Below are 16,851 nucleotides of genomic sequence, written 5' to 3'. Positions count from 1 at the left end.
CGCTATAGATTTCGCCTCTATAGCGCGTTGTGGTCTCTCCAAATCTCCTACCGAATTATTAACTTGTCACCATTATAACACTGTTTATGATTATTTGAAAGCTTTTGTTGCTTCAATTGCTTTTTTCCATCCAGCATATAGCTCTTCGCTTGTTTTCGCTTCCATCGTTGGTTCAAAGCGTTTGTCCATATGCCACTGTTCTTTAATTTCATCTTGGTTTTTCCAATATCCAACCGCAAGACCAGCTAAGTATGCTGCACCTAGAGCCGTTGTTTCGTTGATCACTGGACGCTCTACAGGAACATCTAAAATATCACTTTGGAACTTCATTAAGAAGTTATTTTTAACTGCTCCGCCATCAACGCGTAATGTTTTCAGTTCAATACCTGAATCTGCTTCCATTGCGCATAATACATCTTTCGTTTGGTAAGCTAAAGATTCTAGCGTTGCACGAATGAAGTGCTCTTTCGTCGTACCGCGTGTTACACCAAACATAGCGCCGCGTACTTCACTATCCCAATAAGGTGTTCCTAGTCCAACGAATGCTGGTACAACGTATACACCATCAGTTGATTCAACGCGACTCGCATACACTTCACTCTCACTTGCATCTTTAAACATGCGCATTCCGTCACGTAACCACTGAATTGCAGAACCTGCTACGAAAATACTTCCTTCTAATGCGTAGTTTACTTTACCATCTATTCCCCATGCAATTGTTGTTAATAGACCATGCTCAGAAGCTACTGCTTTTTCACCTGTGTTCATTAACATGAAGCAACCAGTTCCGTAAGTATTTTTCGCCATACCTTCACCGAAACAAGCTTGTCCAAATAAAGCTGCTTGTTGGTCACCAGCTACACCTGCAATCGGTACATTTTGGCCGAAGAAGTGGTAATCAATTGTTTCTCCGTAAATTTCAGATGATGGACGTACTTCTGGAAGCATGCTCTTTGGTACTGTTAACATTTCTAGAAGCTCATCATCCCACTGTAAGTCGTGAATGTTAAACATTAACGTACGTGATGCATTTGAGTAATCTGTTACGTGTGCTTTACCACCAGATAGTTTCCATACAAGCCACGAATCAATTGTTCCGAATAATAGATCGCCGTTTTCTGCTTTCTCTCTTGCACCTTCAACATTATCTAAAATCCATTTTACTTTCGTACCAGAGAAGTATGCATCAATTAAAAGACCTGTTTTTTCGCGAACAATTTCGCTATAACCTTTTTCTTTTAACTCATCACAAATTTCAGCTGTTTGGCGAGATTGCCATACGATTGCGTTGTAAATTGGTTTACTAGTTGTTTTATCCCAGACAACCGTTGTTTCACGTTGGTTCGTAATACCGATACCAGCGATTTGTTCTGGTTTTACATCTGCTTCACTTAAGCAAGTTGCGATAACTGCTAAAATAGATCCCCAAATTTCTTGTGCATTATGCTCTACCCAGCCCGGCTTTGGAAAATGTTGTGTAAACTCTTTTTGAGCTGAATGAACAATTTCACCTTTTTTATTGAAAAGAATTGCGCGTGAGCTTGTTGTTCCTTGGTCTAATGAAAGAATATATTTTTTCATATCGGTTTCCCCCTTATGCTACTTTTCTACTATTTGTATTGCTTCCGCTTTTTTTACTTGTCATATAAGAGATTGCTAGTACAATCACAGTTGCGATAATCACATAAATAAGTGCTGAATTTTGCTTTCCTTCAAATACAACTTGATGGAATAAACCTGCAAGTGATCCACCTAAAATTGGACCAACTACTGGAATCCATGCATACTTCCAGTTTGAACCGCCTTTTCCTGCAATCGGAAGGAAGAAGTGTGCGATACGCGGACCTAAATCACGTGCTGGGTTAATTGCGTATCCTGTTGTCCCACCTAATGATAAACCAATACTTACAATTAAGAAACCTACGATAAATGGATTTAATCCATCTGCAAATTTATTTGCACCAATTGCTAATATACCAAATACTAAAACGAATGTTCCAATCATTTCACTTAAAAGGTTTGCAAATGTGTTCGGAATTGCTGGACCTGTTGCAAATACACCTAACTTTGTTCCTGGATCTTCTGTTTCTTTCCAGTGTGGTAAGTAATGTAAATATACGATAACTGCCCCGATAATTGCCCCAATCATTTGTGCTGCGATATAACCAGGTACGTCACTCCATGGGAACGCTCCCTTAAATGCTAATCCTATCGTTAAAGCTGGATTCAAATGTGCCCCACTAATTGATCCAACCGCATACGCTGCAACCGCTACTGCTAAGCCCCAGCCCATTGTAATAACAATCCAACCTGAATCTTTCGCAAACGATTTCTTTAAACTTACACCAGCACAAACGCCGCCACCAAGTACGATTAACAACGCAGTCCCTATTAACTCTCCTAAAAATGCTGACATAGTATCCCTCCACAATCAATTTAAACGCTTCCAAATGTGATAGAGGTAAAATGAATGGCCATTCGTTTTTGTCAAAAGAAAAAGACCCACAGCTTGCACGCTTCTATATAAATTTATATAGAAACAATGAAATGTGGATCTCTACTTTTCTCCGTCACGTTTATTAACTTGTCTATAATGTTAACCGTAAATGAAAGCGGTGTCAACGAAAAAATTCACATTTTCGTCACTTTTTTTGGTAATGTTTCCATAGTTCGCGTTTTGATGTCGTAATTGCTGTCGCACCAGCGTTTAAAGCTCTTTCCACATCTTCTACAGTACGAATAAAACCACCTGCTAAAATTGGTACACCAGTACGCTCTTTCACTTCAGCGATAACGTCCGTTAACGCTCCAGGAAGTACCTCAATATAATCCGGTTTCGTCTTATCTAAAAGATTGCAGCTCTTCTCCATCGCACTCGAATCGATTAAAAAGATGCGTTGTATTGCCACAACACCTTTTTGCTTCGCCTTCATAATAACGCTCGCCTTTGTTGAAAGTAACCCGTACGGTCTAAACTCCTGACATAAATATTCCGTCGCATGCCCATCACTCTGCAAACCATGAATTAAATCCACATGTAAAAATACCTTTTTACAATATTGCTTCGCAAGTGATATAACACTCTTCAATTGGCCGACATGAATATCTAAAATAACGATATATTCATACGAACTATGTAATAGCTTTTCCAAATCTTTAATTTGCCTCACTGCCGGCAAAATCTTCTGTTCATGAAATTCCATTCTAAATGTCCCCTTCTTTATGTCATCCTATCCTTTATAGTACACAATTTAAGTGAAAAGAACAGCTAGTGTTGGGGATTTCTTTCAAATCTTTCCTCTATTTATATATTTTCTTCAACTTATCGGAACCTATGCCACCTATAGTCATGAATGCAAGGGGCAAAAGATTCATTACATATGGCGCATCTGCTACAATTGTAATACTTGCTCCAGCAAACTTATTTAGCATCCATACAACGATTTTTGCAATAAACAAAAATACTCCTATCATAAATAGACTATCAAAAAACACCTTCCATTTTGGATACGCCAATTGCTTACTATCTTCAATTACTTTCTGCGTCAATTCTTCATCACCCCTTAGCAATTCATCAATTGTAATACCGAACAGATCACTTAAATGAATAATAATTTCAATGCTCGGATAGTTCTTTCCCGTCTCCCATTTCGAAACCGACTGCCTACTTACATGAATTTTTTCAGCCAAATCATGTTGCGACCAATTTCGTTTTTCTCGTTCTTCTTTTAAACGTTCGCTAAAAATCATACTGTGTTTATCACCTCTCTACGTCTAGTATGGACAAATACATAATGAAGAGTAAAGCGAGTTGTCGTTGCGTTAGCTGTGCAACTTGTGCGTTACACCTGAAAATAAAGCTATGTAGTATGTCGATTTCATATATTTTTCTTCTATAATAATTTCCCGAACAATAATACAACGAACAGATACTAGTTAAGACTAGATTAGGCATAAAAAATACGCCATCCCTTCTTATCAGTCTCCAGAAAGAATAACGCAAATTTTCATTTTTACTCATCATTTTTCGGACTATATGAAAACCCCGGATATTTCACAACAGGCCTCTTCTCCTTACGCAGGGAATCCATTACTTGCGGGCCAACATGTATATTACTCTCCACTATTTCTCTAGGAGTCAGTGCCATCCATTGATTTAACGATACATCTTCAAAACGATTACTTCTGAACATCTCTAAAAACCATAATGTTTCGGTACCTGTATTTTGAATATAATGCCCCGTCGCAAACGGTACATATCCGACATCGCCAGCTCTATAATCAAATGTACGAGCGGTACCATTTCCAAGAAACACAGTCATTCTCGCTTCCCCTGTCAAATAATATTGCCATTCATCATTATTCGGGTGCCAATGAAGTTCTCTCATTCCACCAGGCTCAACCTCAACGAGCGCTGCTGCGATTGTTTTGGAAATAGGAAAATTTGTAGAATCTACAATTCGAACGCTACCACCAGGCGTCTTAATCGGCTTTTGTTTTAACAATTCATGTTTAAATGTTAAAGGAACTTCTCCTTTCGGTGATTGAATTTCCTGACTTTCAAGCGAACCTGGCACCTCTCCTTGATAAATATAAACTTGATCTGAAGGGATAGAACAAAAAGCACTCTCAGGTACTCCGAAATTAGCCGACAACACTTCTTTTGGCGTATGCGCAAACCAATCAGAAATAGCTAAAGTAGATAAATCAGAAAAATGCCCATCATCGAAAACGAGTAGAAATTCACAATGTTCCAATCCTTGAATGGAATGCGGAATACCAGGCGGAAAATACCAAAGATCACCTGGTCCAACATCAGCAATAAAATTACGCCCATTTTGATCAACAGCCGTTATGCGCGCCCGTCCTAAAAGCATATACGCCCATTCCGCTTCTTTATGCCAATGTAGTTCTCGTACTCCACCGGCCGTTAAACTCATATTTACTCCCGCAATCGTCGTCGAAACCGGTAGTTCCCGAGCAGTAATCTCCCGAGACCACCCGCCTTGTTTCAAAATCATAGAAGTGTCCGAGAATGAAAACTTCAAGTTAGGAACTAACCCTGCATCCGTTATAGGCGGAACAAGCATATTCGGATTTTGAATATCCCGCATAACATTACGAGGTCCAGAATCAATCGCACCTGCTCCGTCGCTGCGGATTGGTTGTGGCACATTCCCTCCCGCTTCATTAACAGTACGTTTCTTCATGATTACACTCCTTTTTCATCCGATTAGTAAGTAAAAAGCCTCCATCATAGTGTATGAATTGGGCTTTAGATGGTTACAGTTACTATGGAGTTACATCATCTGCCTATCATTATCGTTTTGTTCATTTCTCAACTTATACTAGTATGCTTAGCGCTTAGGAAGACAAAAAATAAACTAGAACTAACAAAAAACCCTGTAAAATTTATTACAGAGTTTTTCACCAATTATTTATTGTTTTATATATCGAATACGAACATTATCGTCCATTTGATAAATTTGTAATGTGTTCCCATAACTAATTCCTAACTCTTCACTTGCACCAACTGCACCCACAAGTACCTCTTAAAATAATTTATTCTTAGTTGGTTTTACTACCGATACTCTTCGCTGCCTCTTCAAACAGTTTCGAACCTTCTTGTGCTTTACTTACTGATTGATGCATTTTACTTTCGTCTTCTTGATCTAATGCATCAAAGAGAAGTTGAAAACAATCCGCATACAGTTCCATCGACTGCTTTATCTTCGCCTGTTCTCCCTGTAACTCAGGAGGCGCTTGTAGATTCTTCAGTTTCGTTGCAGTTGCCTTTGCTCCACCTAAACTCAGTTGTACTTCACTTTTCTTTTGTTTGTATGATTTTACGTCTGAATCTGCTATTCCTTCAATTAATTTCATTGTATCTTCAATTTGAGTAGCACTATTTATGATATCTGCCTTGTACCTTTCAACATCTGAACCAGTTACCTTACCAGTTGAAAAACTAGAAGAAGTTGAATTATTTGAAGAAGAACTTGGTTGACTACTTGATGAACTACTGTTTGTACCTTCACCTTTCGCTACAGATAAGCTATCCTCTTTCTTGCTATCAGTTGACTTACTCTCTTTTTCAGAAGTCTTATTCTCTTTCTCTACCTTTTGCGTTTCTTCTTTCTTTGGCTCAGCTTTCTTACCATCAGTTTCAATTGTAATACAACCACTCAATAACATAACTGGTAACGCTAAACTTACTAATTTCTTTGCTTTCATGATTACTAATACCCCTTTATTTGTAAAATGTAGTGCAAACAAATTAATATACTTAACTAATAAATTTCCCCCGAATAATTTATTAAAATCTACTATCCATAGATTTCCTGTATATTCATAATCTTTCCACAGATATCATTTTACAAAGAATTACATATTTGGTCAAAGGGATTTATGTAGTCCTTAAAAGAAAATTTTAATCACAAAGAAAAGAAGCTAACAATAAATTGTTAACTTCTCAATCGAAAGTAAAATACTATCTTTCCTTATCTTCTAATATCTAGGTTGTGATTGAATATTTGTAAGATGAACATCATACATATCAATGATTTCAAGAAATCTATCAGCTTCACGGAAAACATGGTCTGCTAATAACGGATGAATGATACTCTTTATTTTACATTGCTCAATTAAATCACGTGCTGTTTTCTTAAAATCCCGAAGAGATGCAACCGACACACGATTTTGATCTAAAAATTGATCTAAAAGAGGGGCTGTTTGGGATTGTGGTTTCATAGATTCTAAGTCAATTGCTTGATACATCAATTCATCAAAATCATTGCTAAAATTCCGTGCTGTATCTACAAGCTTTCTTTCCGATGGATCAAGAAGATGGCCAATAAATTTAGCATGGTCTGCCATAATCCGTAAAAAGAAAACATTTTCTTTAATAATAGCATCAGGAAGCGCATCTAATTTACCTTCATTTAATTGTATTAAACGTTTTCTAAAATAATCAGCTTCCCTACTTGTATGGTCAACTAAAAGTGGAAAGTTATTTTGTCCTGGCAATTTACATGTGAGAATTAATCCTAAAATTTTTCGTTTAAATCCCCAAATATTAGTTGCGGCTTGTTGTACTTCTGCATTAAATCTTTTTATTTGCTCAGGATCTGTTTCATTTGTATAGGAATGCGCTATTTGTTCAATATGTTCAAACAATCGATAAAATTGATTCGCCTCTTCGATTAGTTGAGTATCCTCGCACCTAAATCCTAAACGAAGAAAAAAAGAATGCTCCTTCATGATTCTAGACCAAAAACGAATTTCATTTAATGAACGCTCAACAAACATTACAGATGTAACACCTGTATCCGGATGTAATGAAGTTTCATCCCTATGCATTGTTAATCCCCCCCCAGTAAAATCCCCACTAGTTCCATTCTTATGAGTAAAAAAATATATAAATACCATCAATAAAAGTTTATGATGACTCTCTTATACATGTAAAATTAAACTAATATAACCTTAGCTTGATGAACATATACTGCTCCCGCAGAAGAAAAAAAGCTACCACCGAGATATAAAATCCTACTAGGTGGTAACCTTTCAAAATTTCTATTAAAGCAATACCGAATCTTTATCACTTTCCTGATTACGTTTCTCACGCTCTTCTTCTAAACGCTTCATATATACTTCGCCTTCTTTTTCAATAAACTCATTATCCATATCTTGCTCTTTTTTCGAAGTATATAAAACCATGTAGCCACTTAGTACAATCCCGACAATCACAAGATACACCCACCATGGTAAAGTTTCCAAATCACTTCATTCCTTTCCTTAGACAAGCCTTATTAGTTTCACTTTATGAGGAAAGAAGTGGATTTATGCTTAAAATTTTTATTGTGGATGCTTCGCGAAAAATGCTTGTACATATTCCATAAACTCAATTGGTTCTTGACGAAACGGTGCGTGGTATCCTTTTTCAATAATATGAAACGTACTATTTGCAAATAGCCCATGATACAGTTCACCATTTTTCCAAGAAACGCTCTTATCGTGTCGTCCCCATATAATTAAAGTCGGCACCTTAATCTTATCGGCTTCCATCGCGATGCGGCGCTCTCTCATTTTCGTAAGCTGATCATAATGCTCTTTATCATCACGACTATTTTTCACTTCATTTTTATTATACTTCGTAATCTCGGTTACAGTTTGTAAGTCCGTCGATAGCGGTGGTACTTCATAACTTTCTTTTTGCTGGAAAGACTCTATCCCTGTAGCATCCGCCAAGATGAGATGCGTCACTGCATCCGGATATAAATACGCTAAATTGAGAGACATCTCTCCGCCCATTGAATGGCCGAGCACCGCAAACTGATCGTATCCGAGCTTCTTCATTAACTTATAATATAAATTCACTTGCGCAGGAAACGAATACTGAAAATCAATAGGTTTAGAAGAACGCCCAAACCCTAAAATATCAACCGCAATAATCGTATGGTCTCGCGCTAGTTCCGGATAAATATCACTAAACCCATCAGAAGAACCACCAAACCCATGCAACATAAGTAAAGGGGGTTTTCCCTCACCAATTTGTTTAAAATAAATCGTCTGTCCATCAATTTGCGCCATACTCTCTTTCGTATTCAGCTTCATCATAACAGTATCTTTCACTTCGCCAACCTTCGCAATCGGCTTCTCAACGAAGTTACAAATAATTAACAAAACGAGCACAATACCGCTAATCATATAAAACTTAAACCTTTTCAAAGTTCCCGTCTCCTTTCTCTTGTTGCTATTTAAAAGTTTTTACATTTTTTGGTTATTTTATGTTCTCTTTTTAATTGTAACTAATACAGTTACAATTATACTAAAAAAATATAACTCATTTCTATTACTAATGGTTATACTGCAACTATTATAGTTACATATTTAAAGTAAGTCAATTCTTTTCTCTACATGGCCTGAAAATAGAAAAAGGGACTTCATGTTGAAGTCCCTTTCTTTGTTATTATAGTTGGCTTACTCCGCCGCCGTCGCCTTTATTATCTGCTGGTGCTCCTCCTGTGTCGCCAATGTTAACGTAGTCTGGTCTTGCTGGTGCTCCACCCGTATCTCCTCGACTAGCGTATTGATTAGATTCAGTAGAGCTGTTTAATCCTATGGCTAAAGCCCCCAAAATTGCTAATCCCGCTATTAATTTGCTAAGTTTTTTCATTATTTCAAAGCTCCCTTTTCTAAATATTTTTTATTCGCCTTATTATTTATATAAAAATATTTACTTGCTTTGATATGATTACCTTCTTCATAAAATTGCATTGCTAATTTTTCACTGTATTCTTTTATACATTCTAACAGATTTTTACTTTCAAAATACGAAATGCTTTCTAATACAATTTTCTCCATTTCATTTGCATTAGAGCCCTTATTCAATTCTTCCAATATCATAAAACGATATTGAAATTCTTTATTTTTTAATTCGTTACATGTTTCAATTCCCATCGCAATATATTTTTGCGCTAACTCAATTTCACCCAATTTCCAATACTCTTCAGCCACTGTAAAAATCGCTTTATAATGTTTAGGTAATTTCTCAGCAACTTCAGAAGCATGACGAATGGCTAAATCAGATAGATTTTGAGTACCATATAACCAACCTAAATTGTTTCTAATCATCAGAACGTACTTTTTATGATTTAATCTTTGGAATACATCTAAAGCAATATTAAAACTTTCTTCAGCTAATTCAAATTGCTTTAATTCCACGCAACATAAACCATATATATTTTCACATAATGCAACATTAATTTGGTACTCAGGATGATTTATAAATTCTTCTTTCGCTTTTTGAATATGGTGAATAGCTTTCACTTCCTGGTATGTATGATAGTAAAATTCACCTAAACGATAATTAAATTCTGCTTTTTCACAAGGATTTTGAATATATTCTAATAATTTTTCTGCCTGTTCAAATTCTTTACTAGCTTCCTCATAATTTTCAACCATTCTAAAATAAAGCGCTTTAAACAAATGATAATAATAAGCTAGCAAACCTTCTTGCGGAACTTCAAAAGGTTCTACTTGATTAAAGTGACCTTCTTTAATCGAAACCCAATCATTCAAAACTTGATACCTAAAATTCAACAACGCATGATAAATCAATACATCCTGATCCACGTCCAACCCACTAATCTTACTTTCAATCTCCTCTTTCATTTCCGTGGCCTTCTCTATATTTTGCTGCAACATTACACGATACCAATCATCCAATAAGTGTTTCATTTGCTCCCGCGTTACTACATCTGCTCCCATACACTCGCATCCCCTTTTCTCCAAAATTACAAAATTAGGATTTTTATACAATTATCAAAATTGTATATTACCACTCCTTTTCTATGTATTGAAAAATAATTATCAGAAAATTAAATATTTTAATTAATTATACCAAACTTTTCCTTTTTAATAACTTGAGAAACAATTGTCAGAAAACTTAACAGGACAAATAAAAAGCAAGCAGTTCCAGCACTCCGCTAAAACTACCTGCTCTCCTACTTACTATCTCTATTTTTACTCTTTAATAAATTCCTTCGTACTTCTCACTGTATCAATTGGACGAACTAATTTTTCAATTTCTTCACGTTTTGGCTCTAGGAATGGAGGTAAAGATAATTTTTCGCCAAGTGTTTCGTATGGCTCATCTCCCATAAACCCTGGGCCGTCTGTTGCAAATTCAAATAAGATTTGTGGTGCAACTCTTGCGTATAATGATTCGAAGAAGTGACGGTTTACATAGCCAGATGAAGGAAGTCCAACGCTACTGATTCTCTCAATCCATTCTTCTAATACAGCGCGATCTTCTACACGGAATGCAGCATGGTGAACCGTACCAAAACCTTGTCGTGCTTCTGGAAGAACCGTATTATGTTCTACAATGACAGAAGCACCGTTTCCACCTTTATTCACTTCAAATAAATAGAATTCTCCTTCTTGCGCAACCTCTTTAAATAATAAAACTTTTTCTAACACTTCTTTGAAGAAACTAAAGTTTGCAATACGGATGAATACAGGCCCTAAACCAGTAATTGCATATTCTAATGGAACTGGTCCGTTTTGCCATGGTGTACCTGATTCAATCCCTTTATCAAGTTCATCTGAGATTAATTGATAGTGTTGGTCATCAAAGTCAACGAAAGAAAGAGTTTTCTTACCAAATTGCTCTTTAATTCCTGTATGTTCTACTTCAAGACGGTCAAAACGTTTCACCCAATATGCTAATGCTGCATCAGTTGGCACTCGGAATGAAGTTTTTGAAATTTCATTCGTACCGTGTACTCCTTTTGGAATACCTGGGAAGTCAAAGAATGTCATATCTGTTCCTGCACTACCTTTATCATCTGCAAAGAATAAATGATACGTTTGAATGTCATCTTGGTTTACTGTTTTCTTAACTAAACGCATTCCTAAAACGTGAGTGAAAAACTCATAGTTTTTTTCTGCACTACTTGTAATCGCTGTAACGTGGTGAATTCCTTTTAATTGGTTCATTTTATATTCCTCCAATGGTTTTTAATTTATATTTTCTCTCCTATTACTTCTCTTCAATAGGTGCTAAATTTGCTTCAATCTCTGCACGCTGATTTTCTAAGAACGGTGGTAAATCAAGTTTTTCTCCTAGATGTTCCACATCTCCATCAACTGTAAATCCTGGTCCATCTGTCGCAATTTCAAATAGGATTCCGTTTGATTCACGGAAATATAAGCTTTTAAAGTAGAAACGGTCAATGATTCCTGAAGAATGGAAGCCTCTTTGTTTCACTTGTTCTTCCCAATAGGCAAGCTCTGCATCGTTTTTCACGCGAATTGCTAAATGGTGGATGCTACCGCGGCCGGGCTTTTCAGTAGGACCATCTAAATATTTCACAACGATTTCTCCAAAAGCCTCTCCTTTAATGGACTGAAAAATTGCTTCCTCTTCGCTTCGGCTAACCTCTGTATAACCAAACATCTCTGTAAGTGTACTCGCCAGTTTATCAAGTCTACGCACTGTCATTTCCACTGAACCCATTCCTTGAATTTGATGCTTTGCAGGAACTTCTGATTTCTCCCAATTTTCCCAGTGCTCTACTTTTTCTCCGTTTGAAACGAGTAGTACTAAGCGAAGACCTTCAGCATCCTCAAATTGTAAAGCAGGACGATTTGCATATGTTGTCATCTCACTATGTTTCACATTAAATTTCTCAAATCGTTCTTTCCAGTAATGTAAGCTTTCCTCTGAAGGAACGAGTAATCCAATTCGAGTAATCGCATTTGTACCGCGATATGTTCTTCCTACTAAAGGAATTTCAAAAAATGATAACTCTGTACCCGGACTTCCTGTTTTATCTCCGTAAAATAAATGGTACATTGACGGATCATCTTGGTTCACTGTCATTTTCACACGACGTAATCCAAGCACATTTTTATAAAAGTGATTATTTTCATTTGCATTTTTCGTAACCATTGAAATGTGATGATGCCCTTTAATTTTATACATTTTTAATTCCTCCGCTTCGTTTTACTAGTCAAGTGATGATAAAAAAATAATATGCTTTTTAGCTGTTCAATTTATTCTCATTATGTTTTTGTAAATTCATCTTAGTTTTTACTGCATAAGTTACTTTCGTTTTTAACTCAAAAACAACTGATTGTATGTTTTTCATATGGCTCAATTACTTTCGTTACTATCACTTTACAACTCAAGTGATTAAAAAGCAAGTATTTTATCTCGAATTCGAGATATTTTTTTATTAAATAACATTTTGGACTAAAAACACGAGAAATTCTTGGTTTGAGGACATTATAAAATTCATAAGTTGATGGATGTGAGATATCGCCAGCATTTTTGAAAAAAACACGCTAAGAGTATGCGAGATTTTATACAGTTTTTTCGTTAATCCAATAACAGACAAGAACCCTAAAACCGCACCAGAATAGGAATGTATAAAAAATTGCATAGATTGATAGAACAAAAAAAGGAGGTTCCCTTGTGAGATTAGGGTTCCTCCTTTTTTCTTGCTACCGATAATAGGACGTTATGTTAACTGATCATGTATAGGATATTCATATAGAAATTGTTTCTATCAATGCTGAATTATACAAAGAAGGAGGCATGATAATGAAAAAAGAACAATTAATATTAATTGCTAGTCTTACTCTTTTATTTCCTGTCCTTGAATTTTTCTTCCAGAAATATGATTACTTCAATTTTTACGCACATATAGGTATTATAGCCATTGCTGTATCAACTGTTGTATTCACACTCCATTATATAAAACAAATTTATTGGAAATTATCGATCGTATGAGGAAATTATGAAAGAATAGAATTTAATTGAATATGTTTTCTATTACCCGTTTCAAGCTTTTCCCCATACCTTTTACTGCCCATACTAGTTTAAGGAACACTTTAAAGATAGCATCCCATACGTGTTCATTAATAAAAAATTCGTATACTTTCTTTAACCACTCTTTCGGGGATTTACTCTTACGTTTAAACCTTTGCCAATGCGTTTCTTCACTAGTTTTCATAACTACCCCTTCTTTCTTAATCGAATATGCTTTCTATTAGAAGTTTTAACACCTCGCTATAATGATGAAAAGAACGAGGTTTATCATATCTGGCAATTTAATCACTCCTAATTTTAAATTAAATTCATTATATAACGATTTCTAAATTTTTAGTTAATTACTAGTGAGAATTAAGCAAAATTTAAACAAAAACACCTATGTTAGGCTTTAGTTACAGGTTTTCCCCCTATAAAATCAACTATTTGCGCCACCAACTATGGGGTACGCGAATTACTTTGATATTATCTTTGACGAACAAAATAACTCCTTTCGAAAAACAAATGAACTAATATTAATCAACTTCCAATATCGAGAATTATGTAAATAAGCTGCCCATATGGACAGCTTATTGTATTTTTTGCTTAACATATTTTTTCTGAAATGCTGGCGGTACTCAATTTAAAAGTTGATATGCCCCCATTCTAGTGGCAAGATATGTTTTATTAGTTCTTCGTTACACCCATGCGTACTTCTTAACTATTTTATTTCATTTTTAATAAAGTGAAACTTTAATCAGTGGGGGTTTTCTTCCCCCCACTGATTATCAGCCCTCACCAATCGGACTTTAATGACTTAACATTATGCTTATCTTGGGAGCAAGGTATTTTATCGGTGAGTGTATACAAACCATGTAATGCTTGCTGTTAATAATGCTGACGAAATCAAAGCTGTAAGAACACTATATGTTTGCCACATAAGTATTGTTGACCAATCGAAAGCGCAGCACAGTATACCCAGAGCAATCGTAGCGATCAGGAAAATAACTGTTACGGTTATTCTCTTTTTTGTCATTGGCTGTCGCTCATTCGTTCTCCTTCTGCGTAATCCTAAGAGAAATAGCAAAACGGCCAATAGGCAAAAAATAATTGTGATAGACGACAAAATGATATCCAAAAGCTGTGTGCCGCTTATTTCATATGACTGAGTTAGATTGCCTTCTAATATATCTTTAACTTTTAGTACCATGTTTGTATTGGTATTTGTGCCGTTGCTCAGCAAGGAGACGGCTGTTCGTTCATTTGGCAGTATGACTACTTCGGTTCTGAAATTTGGATTGCCCCCAGTGTGTTCTATAATCGTTTGTTCGGCATTTACGGACCAACCTGCCGCATAATACATACCGTTGACAGCCGAAACAGACATATCACCCCTATGTGATTTTTCGATAACCGTGTAAAATATTTCGGGTATGTCCTGCACGATACCCATCTGTATGCCCAGCCAACGAGCCATATCTTTTGTATTAGAAATGATGTAGCCTGCGGGTTTATTCCCAGCATAATCCGGAGCTTTAAATGGAGTTGTCATAAAAAAGGAAGAACGGTAGCCCTGTGCCAACTGTCCAGTAGCTTGAGCATCTTCTTTATAAACATACGTCTGGTGAAGACCTAGCGGCTGAAATACCTGTTCCTTCATAAAGTCTTCATAGCTTTGTCGCGACACAATCTCAATAACCAAACCCAATACGTCATAATTAACGGTTCCATAGTTATACTGTTCACCGGGAGGGAACGCCAATTCAGCATCAACGAGCATTTCCACAGTCTTTTGCAACATATCCGGTGTATTGCCTTGTGGAATATTTTGAAGATGCCTAATATTTGTTAGACCACTGGTATGGTGAAGAAAGTTATTTAGTGTAAGACTTTGCATATCAACAGGTTTCCCTTGATACTTTAATGTAAACCAAGGTAAATATTTTTGGACAGGGTCAGTCATTGAGAGCAGCCCTTGCTCTTCCAATAGCATAATACCCATACCGGTAAAAGCTTTACTGACCGAGGCTAACTCATAGAGTGTATTTTCACTTGCAGACAACCCCTTTTCACGGTCTGCATACCCTGAAGAAAAGTAGAACACTTCATCATCAGCAAGTATTGAGATTGACATTCCCGGCACACCTGATATACGACAGGCATCATCTAGCAACGCTTGTATTGCCGCAGATTGCGAATCTGACAACGCATAACTTTGTGTTGCGAATCCTGAGAATAATATAAATATCGTTAATACAAAAACATTAATCTTTTTCATAAACTCTCCCTTTTGGAAAAATTATAAGAGAATAATATAAATAACCTCCTTTTACAACTACGAAACTAATTTTTAATGTATCTTTCTATTCACCTATATAATATCAAATAATTGCGAATAGTTACACTTGAACGAACAGATGGATGTAATTTGAAACAACTTTAAAGAGCCTTGCTACGTAGAATGTAGTAAGGCTCTTAGCTTTTTAATAATCAAAATTCAATAACTTTATTATCATTATACAACAGCCCCACTAAGCGTATTAACACTTAATGAGGCCACTTTATTCACACTATTAATTATGGAACGTCGGTTTATAGAACGAACGATTATCAAGTGCAAAGACACGCTCTGTGTATTCACCTGGTTTTGTGCGTCCTAATGCGCGGTCCATCATGTTCATTTTTGCATCTAGGTTATCGATGTAGTGCAGAATTTCTGCTTCTTTTACTAATGGTGGTTTTGGGCTACCCCATTCTGCTTTTCCGTGGTGCGAAAGGACGATGTGTTGAAGAATTAATACTTCTTCTGCATCGATTTGCAATTCGTCTGCTGCTTTACCAATTTCGTTCACCATAATAGAAATGTGGCCTAGTAAATTTCCTTCTAACGTATACGTTGTAGAAATTGGGCCAGATAGTTCGATTACTTTACCAAGGTCATGTAAAATAACGCCTGCATATAGTAAGTCTTTATCTAACGATGGATATAGATTTGAGATAGCTTTCGCTAAATCAAGCATTGATACGACGTGATAAGCTAGTCCAGATACGAACTCGTGATGGTTCTTTGTCGCTGCTGGATAGTCTAAAAATTCGTTTTGATGCTTATTTAATAAATGTCTTGTTAGACGCTGAATGTTCGGGTTTCTCATTTCAAATATGTATTGCGTAATTTTCTCAACCATATCTTCTTTTTTCACTGGTGCTTTTTCTACGAAGTCTGAGATATCTGTTACTTCATTTTCATTCGCAACACGAATTTGTTTCACACGTAATTGAATACGTCCTTTGTAGTTTAAAATATCACCAGCTACTTTCACGATTGTTTCCGCTACATATTGTTTCTCAACTTCTGGTGATACGTCCCATAGCTTCGCTTCAATGTCTCCACTTGGATCTTGTAAGATTACTGTTAAAAATGGCTTTCCATTGCTTGCGATACCTTTTGTCGCTGTTTTAATTAACAAGAAAATATCGACTTGTTCACCAACTTCATATTCTGCAATTTTCTTTTTCATTCGAATTCCTCCACC

At 36.2% G+C, this 16,851-nt stretch carries 17 protein-coding genes; 1 reads left to right on the top strand and 16 read right to left on the bottom strand.

The features are described from left to right. Nucleotides 1–90: 90 nt before the first annotated feature. The 13 genes from glpK to HMPREF1014_RS17175 form a co-directional block, all read right to left on the bottom strand. Nucleotides 91–1,581, bottom strand: a complete 1,491-nt coding sequence (gene glpK, locus HMPREF1014_RS17235) for a glycerol kinase GlpK (protein ID WP_000760005.1) — start codon at nt 1,579–1,581, stop codon at nt 91–93. A gap of 13 nt (nt 1,582–1,594) precedes the next feature. Next, the gene (gene glpF, locus HMPREF1014_RS17230) at nt 1,595–2,416 is read right to left on the bottom strand and encodes a glycerol uptake facilitator protein GlpF (RefSeq protein ID WP_001272195.1); all 822 of its coding nucleotides are present in this window, start codon (nt 2,414–2,416) and stop codon (nt 1,595–1,597) included. 226 nt (nt 2,417–2,642) lie between these two features. Further along, nucleotides 2,643–3,203: a glycerol uptake operon antiterminator GlpP gene (gene glpP / locus HMPREF1014_RS17225; protein ID WP_000394285.1), complete on the bottom strand. Its 561-nt coding sequence runs from the start codon at nt 3,201–3,203 to the stop codon at nt 2,643–2,645. 97 nt (nt 3,204–3,300) lie between these two features. Then, a complete protein-coding gene (locus HMPREF1014_RS17220) occupies nt 3,301–3,750 on the bottom strand; it encodes a helix-turn-helix domain-containing protein (RefSeq protein ID WP_000577636.1) in 450 nt (149 codons plus the stop codon). Nucleotides 3,751–4,013: 263 nt separating this feature from the next. Further along, on the bottom strand, nt 4,014–5,210 hold the full coding sequence (locus tag HMPREF1014_RS17215) for an oxalate decarboxylase family bicupin (RefSeq protein ID WP_000747509.1): 1,197 nt from the start codon (nt 5,208–5,210) through the stop codon (nt 4,014–4,016). A 358-nt stretch (nt 5,211–5,568) separates the two neighbouring features. Continuing rightward, the gene (locus HMPREF1014_RS17210) at nt 5,569–6,234 is read right to left on the bottom strand and encodes a DUF7018 domain-containing (lipo)protein (protein WP_000644834.1); all 666 of its coding nucleotides are present in this window, start codon (nt 6,232–6,234) and stop codon (nt 5,569–5,571) included. A gap of 273 nt (nt 6,235–6,507) precedes the next feature. Beyond that, entirely contained in the window at nt 6,508–7,359 is an 852-nt protein-coding gene (locus tag HMPREF1014_RS17205; RefSeq protein WP_000554479.1) for a DUF2935 domain-containing protein, read from the bottom strand. 216 nt (nt 7,360–7,575) lie between these two features. Continuing rightward, a complete protein-coding gene (locus HMPREF1014_RS17200; RefSeq protein ID WP_000449225.1) occupies nt 7,576–7,776 on the bottom strand; it encodes a sporulation YhaL family protein in 201 nt (66 codons plus the stop codon). Nucleotides 7,777–7,854: 78 nt separating this feature from the next. Further along, nucleotides 7,855–8,727 (bottom strand): alpha/beta fold hydrolase, encoded by an 873-nt coding sequence (locus HMPREF1014_RS17195; RefSeq protein WP_000819473.1) that lies wholly within the window; start codon nt 8,725–8,727, stop codon nt 7,855–7,857. Nucleotides 8,728–8,968: 241 nt separating this feature from the next. Then, on the bottom strand, nt 8,969–9,175 hold the full coding sequence (locus HMPREF1014_RS17190) for a Phr family secreted Rap phosphatase inhibitor (protein ID WP_000736506.1): 207 nt from the start codon (nt 9,173–9,175) through the stop codon (nt 8,969–8,971). Then, on the bottom strand, nt 9,175–10,269 hold the full coding sequence (locus HMPREF1014_RS17185; protein WP_000500573.1) for a response regulator aspartate phosphatase: 1,095 nt from the start codon (nt 10,267–10,269) through the stop codon (nt 9,175–9,177). Before HMPREF1014_RS17185 ends, HMPREF1014_RS17190 begins: the two co-directional genes overlap by 1 nt. Before the next feature lie 255 nt (nt 10,270–10,524). Continuing rightward, nucleotides 10,525–11,502 (bottom strand): ring-cleaving dioxygenase, encoded by a 978-nt coding sequence (locus HMPREF1014_RS17180; protein ID WP_001072542.1) that lies wholly within the window; start codon nt 11,500–11,502, stop codon nt 10,525–10,527. A gap of 43 nt (nt 11,503–11,545) precedes the next feature. Further along, a complete protein-coding gene (locus HMPREF1014_RS17175; protein ID WP_000276682.1) occupies nt 11,546–12,490 on the bottom strand; it encodes a ring-cleaving dioxygenase in 945 nt (314 codons plus the stop codon). Between the two features lie 621 nt (nt 12,491–13,111). Here HMPREF1014_RS17175 and HMPREF1014_RS17170 point away from each other — a divergent pair. Continuing rightward, nucleotides 13,112–13,300: a hypothetical protein gene (locus tag HMPREF1014_RS17170; RefSeq protein ID WP_000712159.1), complete on the top strand. Its 189-nt coding sequence runs from the start codon at nt 13,112–13,114 to the stop codon at nt 13,298–13,300. Between the two features lie 22 nt (nt 13,301–13,322). On the opposite strand, the gene HMPREF1014_RS17165 is transcribed toward HMPREF1014_RS17170, so the two are convergent. The 3 genes from HMPREF1014_RS17165 to yhaM all read right to left on the bottom strand — a co-directional run bounded on the left by HMPREF1014_RS17165 (nt 13,323) and on the right by yhaM (nt 16,836). Further along, entirely contained in the window at nt 13,323–13,523 is a 201-nt protein-coding gene (locus HMPREF1014_RS17165; protein WP_000858032.1) for a hypothetical protein, read from the bottom strand. A gap of 645 nt (nt 13,524–14,168) precedes the next feature. Continuing rightward, a complete protein-coding gene (locus HMPREF1014_RS17160) occupies nt 14,169–15,596 on the bottom strand; it encodes a serine hydrolase domain-containing protein (protein ID WP_000723592.1) in 1,428 nt (475 codons plus the stop codon). A 295-nt stretch (nt 15,597–15,891) separates the two neighbouring features. Then, the gene (gene yhaM, locus HMPREF1014_RS17155) at nt 15,892–16,836 is read right to left on the bottom strand and encodes a 3'-5' exoribonuclease YhaM (protein WP_000726639.1); all 945 of its coding nucleotides are present in this window, start codon (nt 16,834–16,836) and stop codon (nt 15,892–15,894) included. Nucleotides 16,837–16,851: the final 15 nt, after the last annotated feature.

This window comes from Bacillus sp. 7_6_55CFAA_CT2 (assembly GCF_000238655.1).
GTDB classification, from domain to species: Bacteria; Bacillota; Bacilli; order Bacillales; family Bacillaceae_G; genus Bacillus_A; species Bacillus_A cereus.
Note: the sequence above shows the minus strand (reverse complement) of the source record. Positions and strands in the feature narration are given on the sequence as shown.

Excerpts from the sequence above, each read along its gene's own strand:
- glpK (WP_000760005.1), bottom strand. The coding sequence starts at position 1,581 with ATGAAAAAATATATTCTTTCATTAGACCAAGGAACAACAAGCTCACGC.
- glpF (WP_001272195.1), bottom strand. The coding sequence starts at position 2,416 with ATGTCAGCATTTTTAGGAGAGTTAATAGGGACTGCGTTGTTAATCGTA.
- glpP (WP_000394285.1), bottom strand. The coding sequence starts at position 3,203 with ATGGAATTTCATGAACAGAAGATTTTGCCGGCAGTGAGGCAAATTAAA.
- HMPREF1014_RS17220 (WP_000577636.1), bottom strand. The coding sequence starts at position 3,750 with ATGATTTTTAGCGAACGTTTAAAAGAAGAACGAGAAAAACGAAATTGG.
- HMPREF1014_RS17215 (WP_000747509.1), bottom strand. The coding sequence starts at position 5,210 with ATGAAGAAACGTACTGTTAATGAAGCGGGAGGGAATGTGCCACAACCA.
- HMPREF1014_RS17210 (WP_000644834.1), bottom strand. The coding sequence starts at position 6,234 with ATGAAAGCAAAGAAATTAGTAAGTTTAGCGTTACCAGTTATGTTATTG.
- HMPREF1014_RS17205 (WP_000554479.1), bottom strand. The coding sequence starts at position 7,359 with ATGCATAGGGATGAAACTTCATTACATCCGGATACAGGTGTTACATCT.
- HMPREF1014_RS17190 (WP_000736506.1), bottom strand. The coding sequence starts at position 9,175 with ATGAAAAAACTTAGCAAATTAATAGCGGGATTAGCAATTTTGGGGGCT.
- HMPREF1014_RS17185 (WP_000500573.1), bottom strand. The coding sequence starts at position 10,269 with ATGGGAGCAGATGTAGTAACGCGGGAGCAAATGAAACACTTATTGGAT.
- HMPREF1014_RS17180 (WP_001072542.1), bottom strand. The coding sequence starts at position 11,502 with ATGAACCAATTAAAAGGAATTCACCACGTTACAGCGATTACAAGTAGT.
- HMPREF1014_RS17175 (WP_000276682.1), bottom strand. The coding sequence starts at position 12,490 with ATGTATAAAATTAAAGGGCATCATCACATTTCAATGGTTACGAAAAAT.
- HMPREF1014_RS17170 (WP_000712159.1), top strand. The coding sequence starts at position 13,112 with ATGAAAAAAGAACAATTAATATTAATTGCTAGTCTTACTCTTTTATTT.
- HMPREF1014_RS17165 (WP_000858032.1), bottom strand. The coding sequence starts at position 13,523 with ATGAAAACTAGTGAAGAAACGCATTGGCAAAGGTTTAAACGTAAGAGT.
- HMPREF1014_RS17160 (WP_000723592.1), bottom strand. The coding sequence starts at position 15,596 with ATGAAAAAGATTAATGTTTTTGTATTAACGATATTTATATTATTCTCA.
- yhaM (WP_000726639.1), bottom strand. The coding sequence starts at position 16,836 with ATGAAAAAGAAAATTGCAGAATATGAAGTTGGTGAACAAGTCGATATT.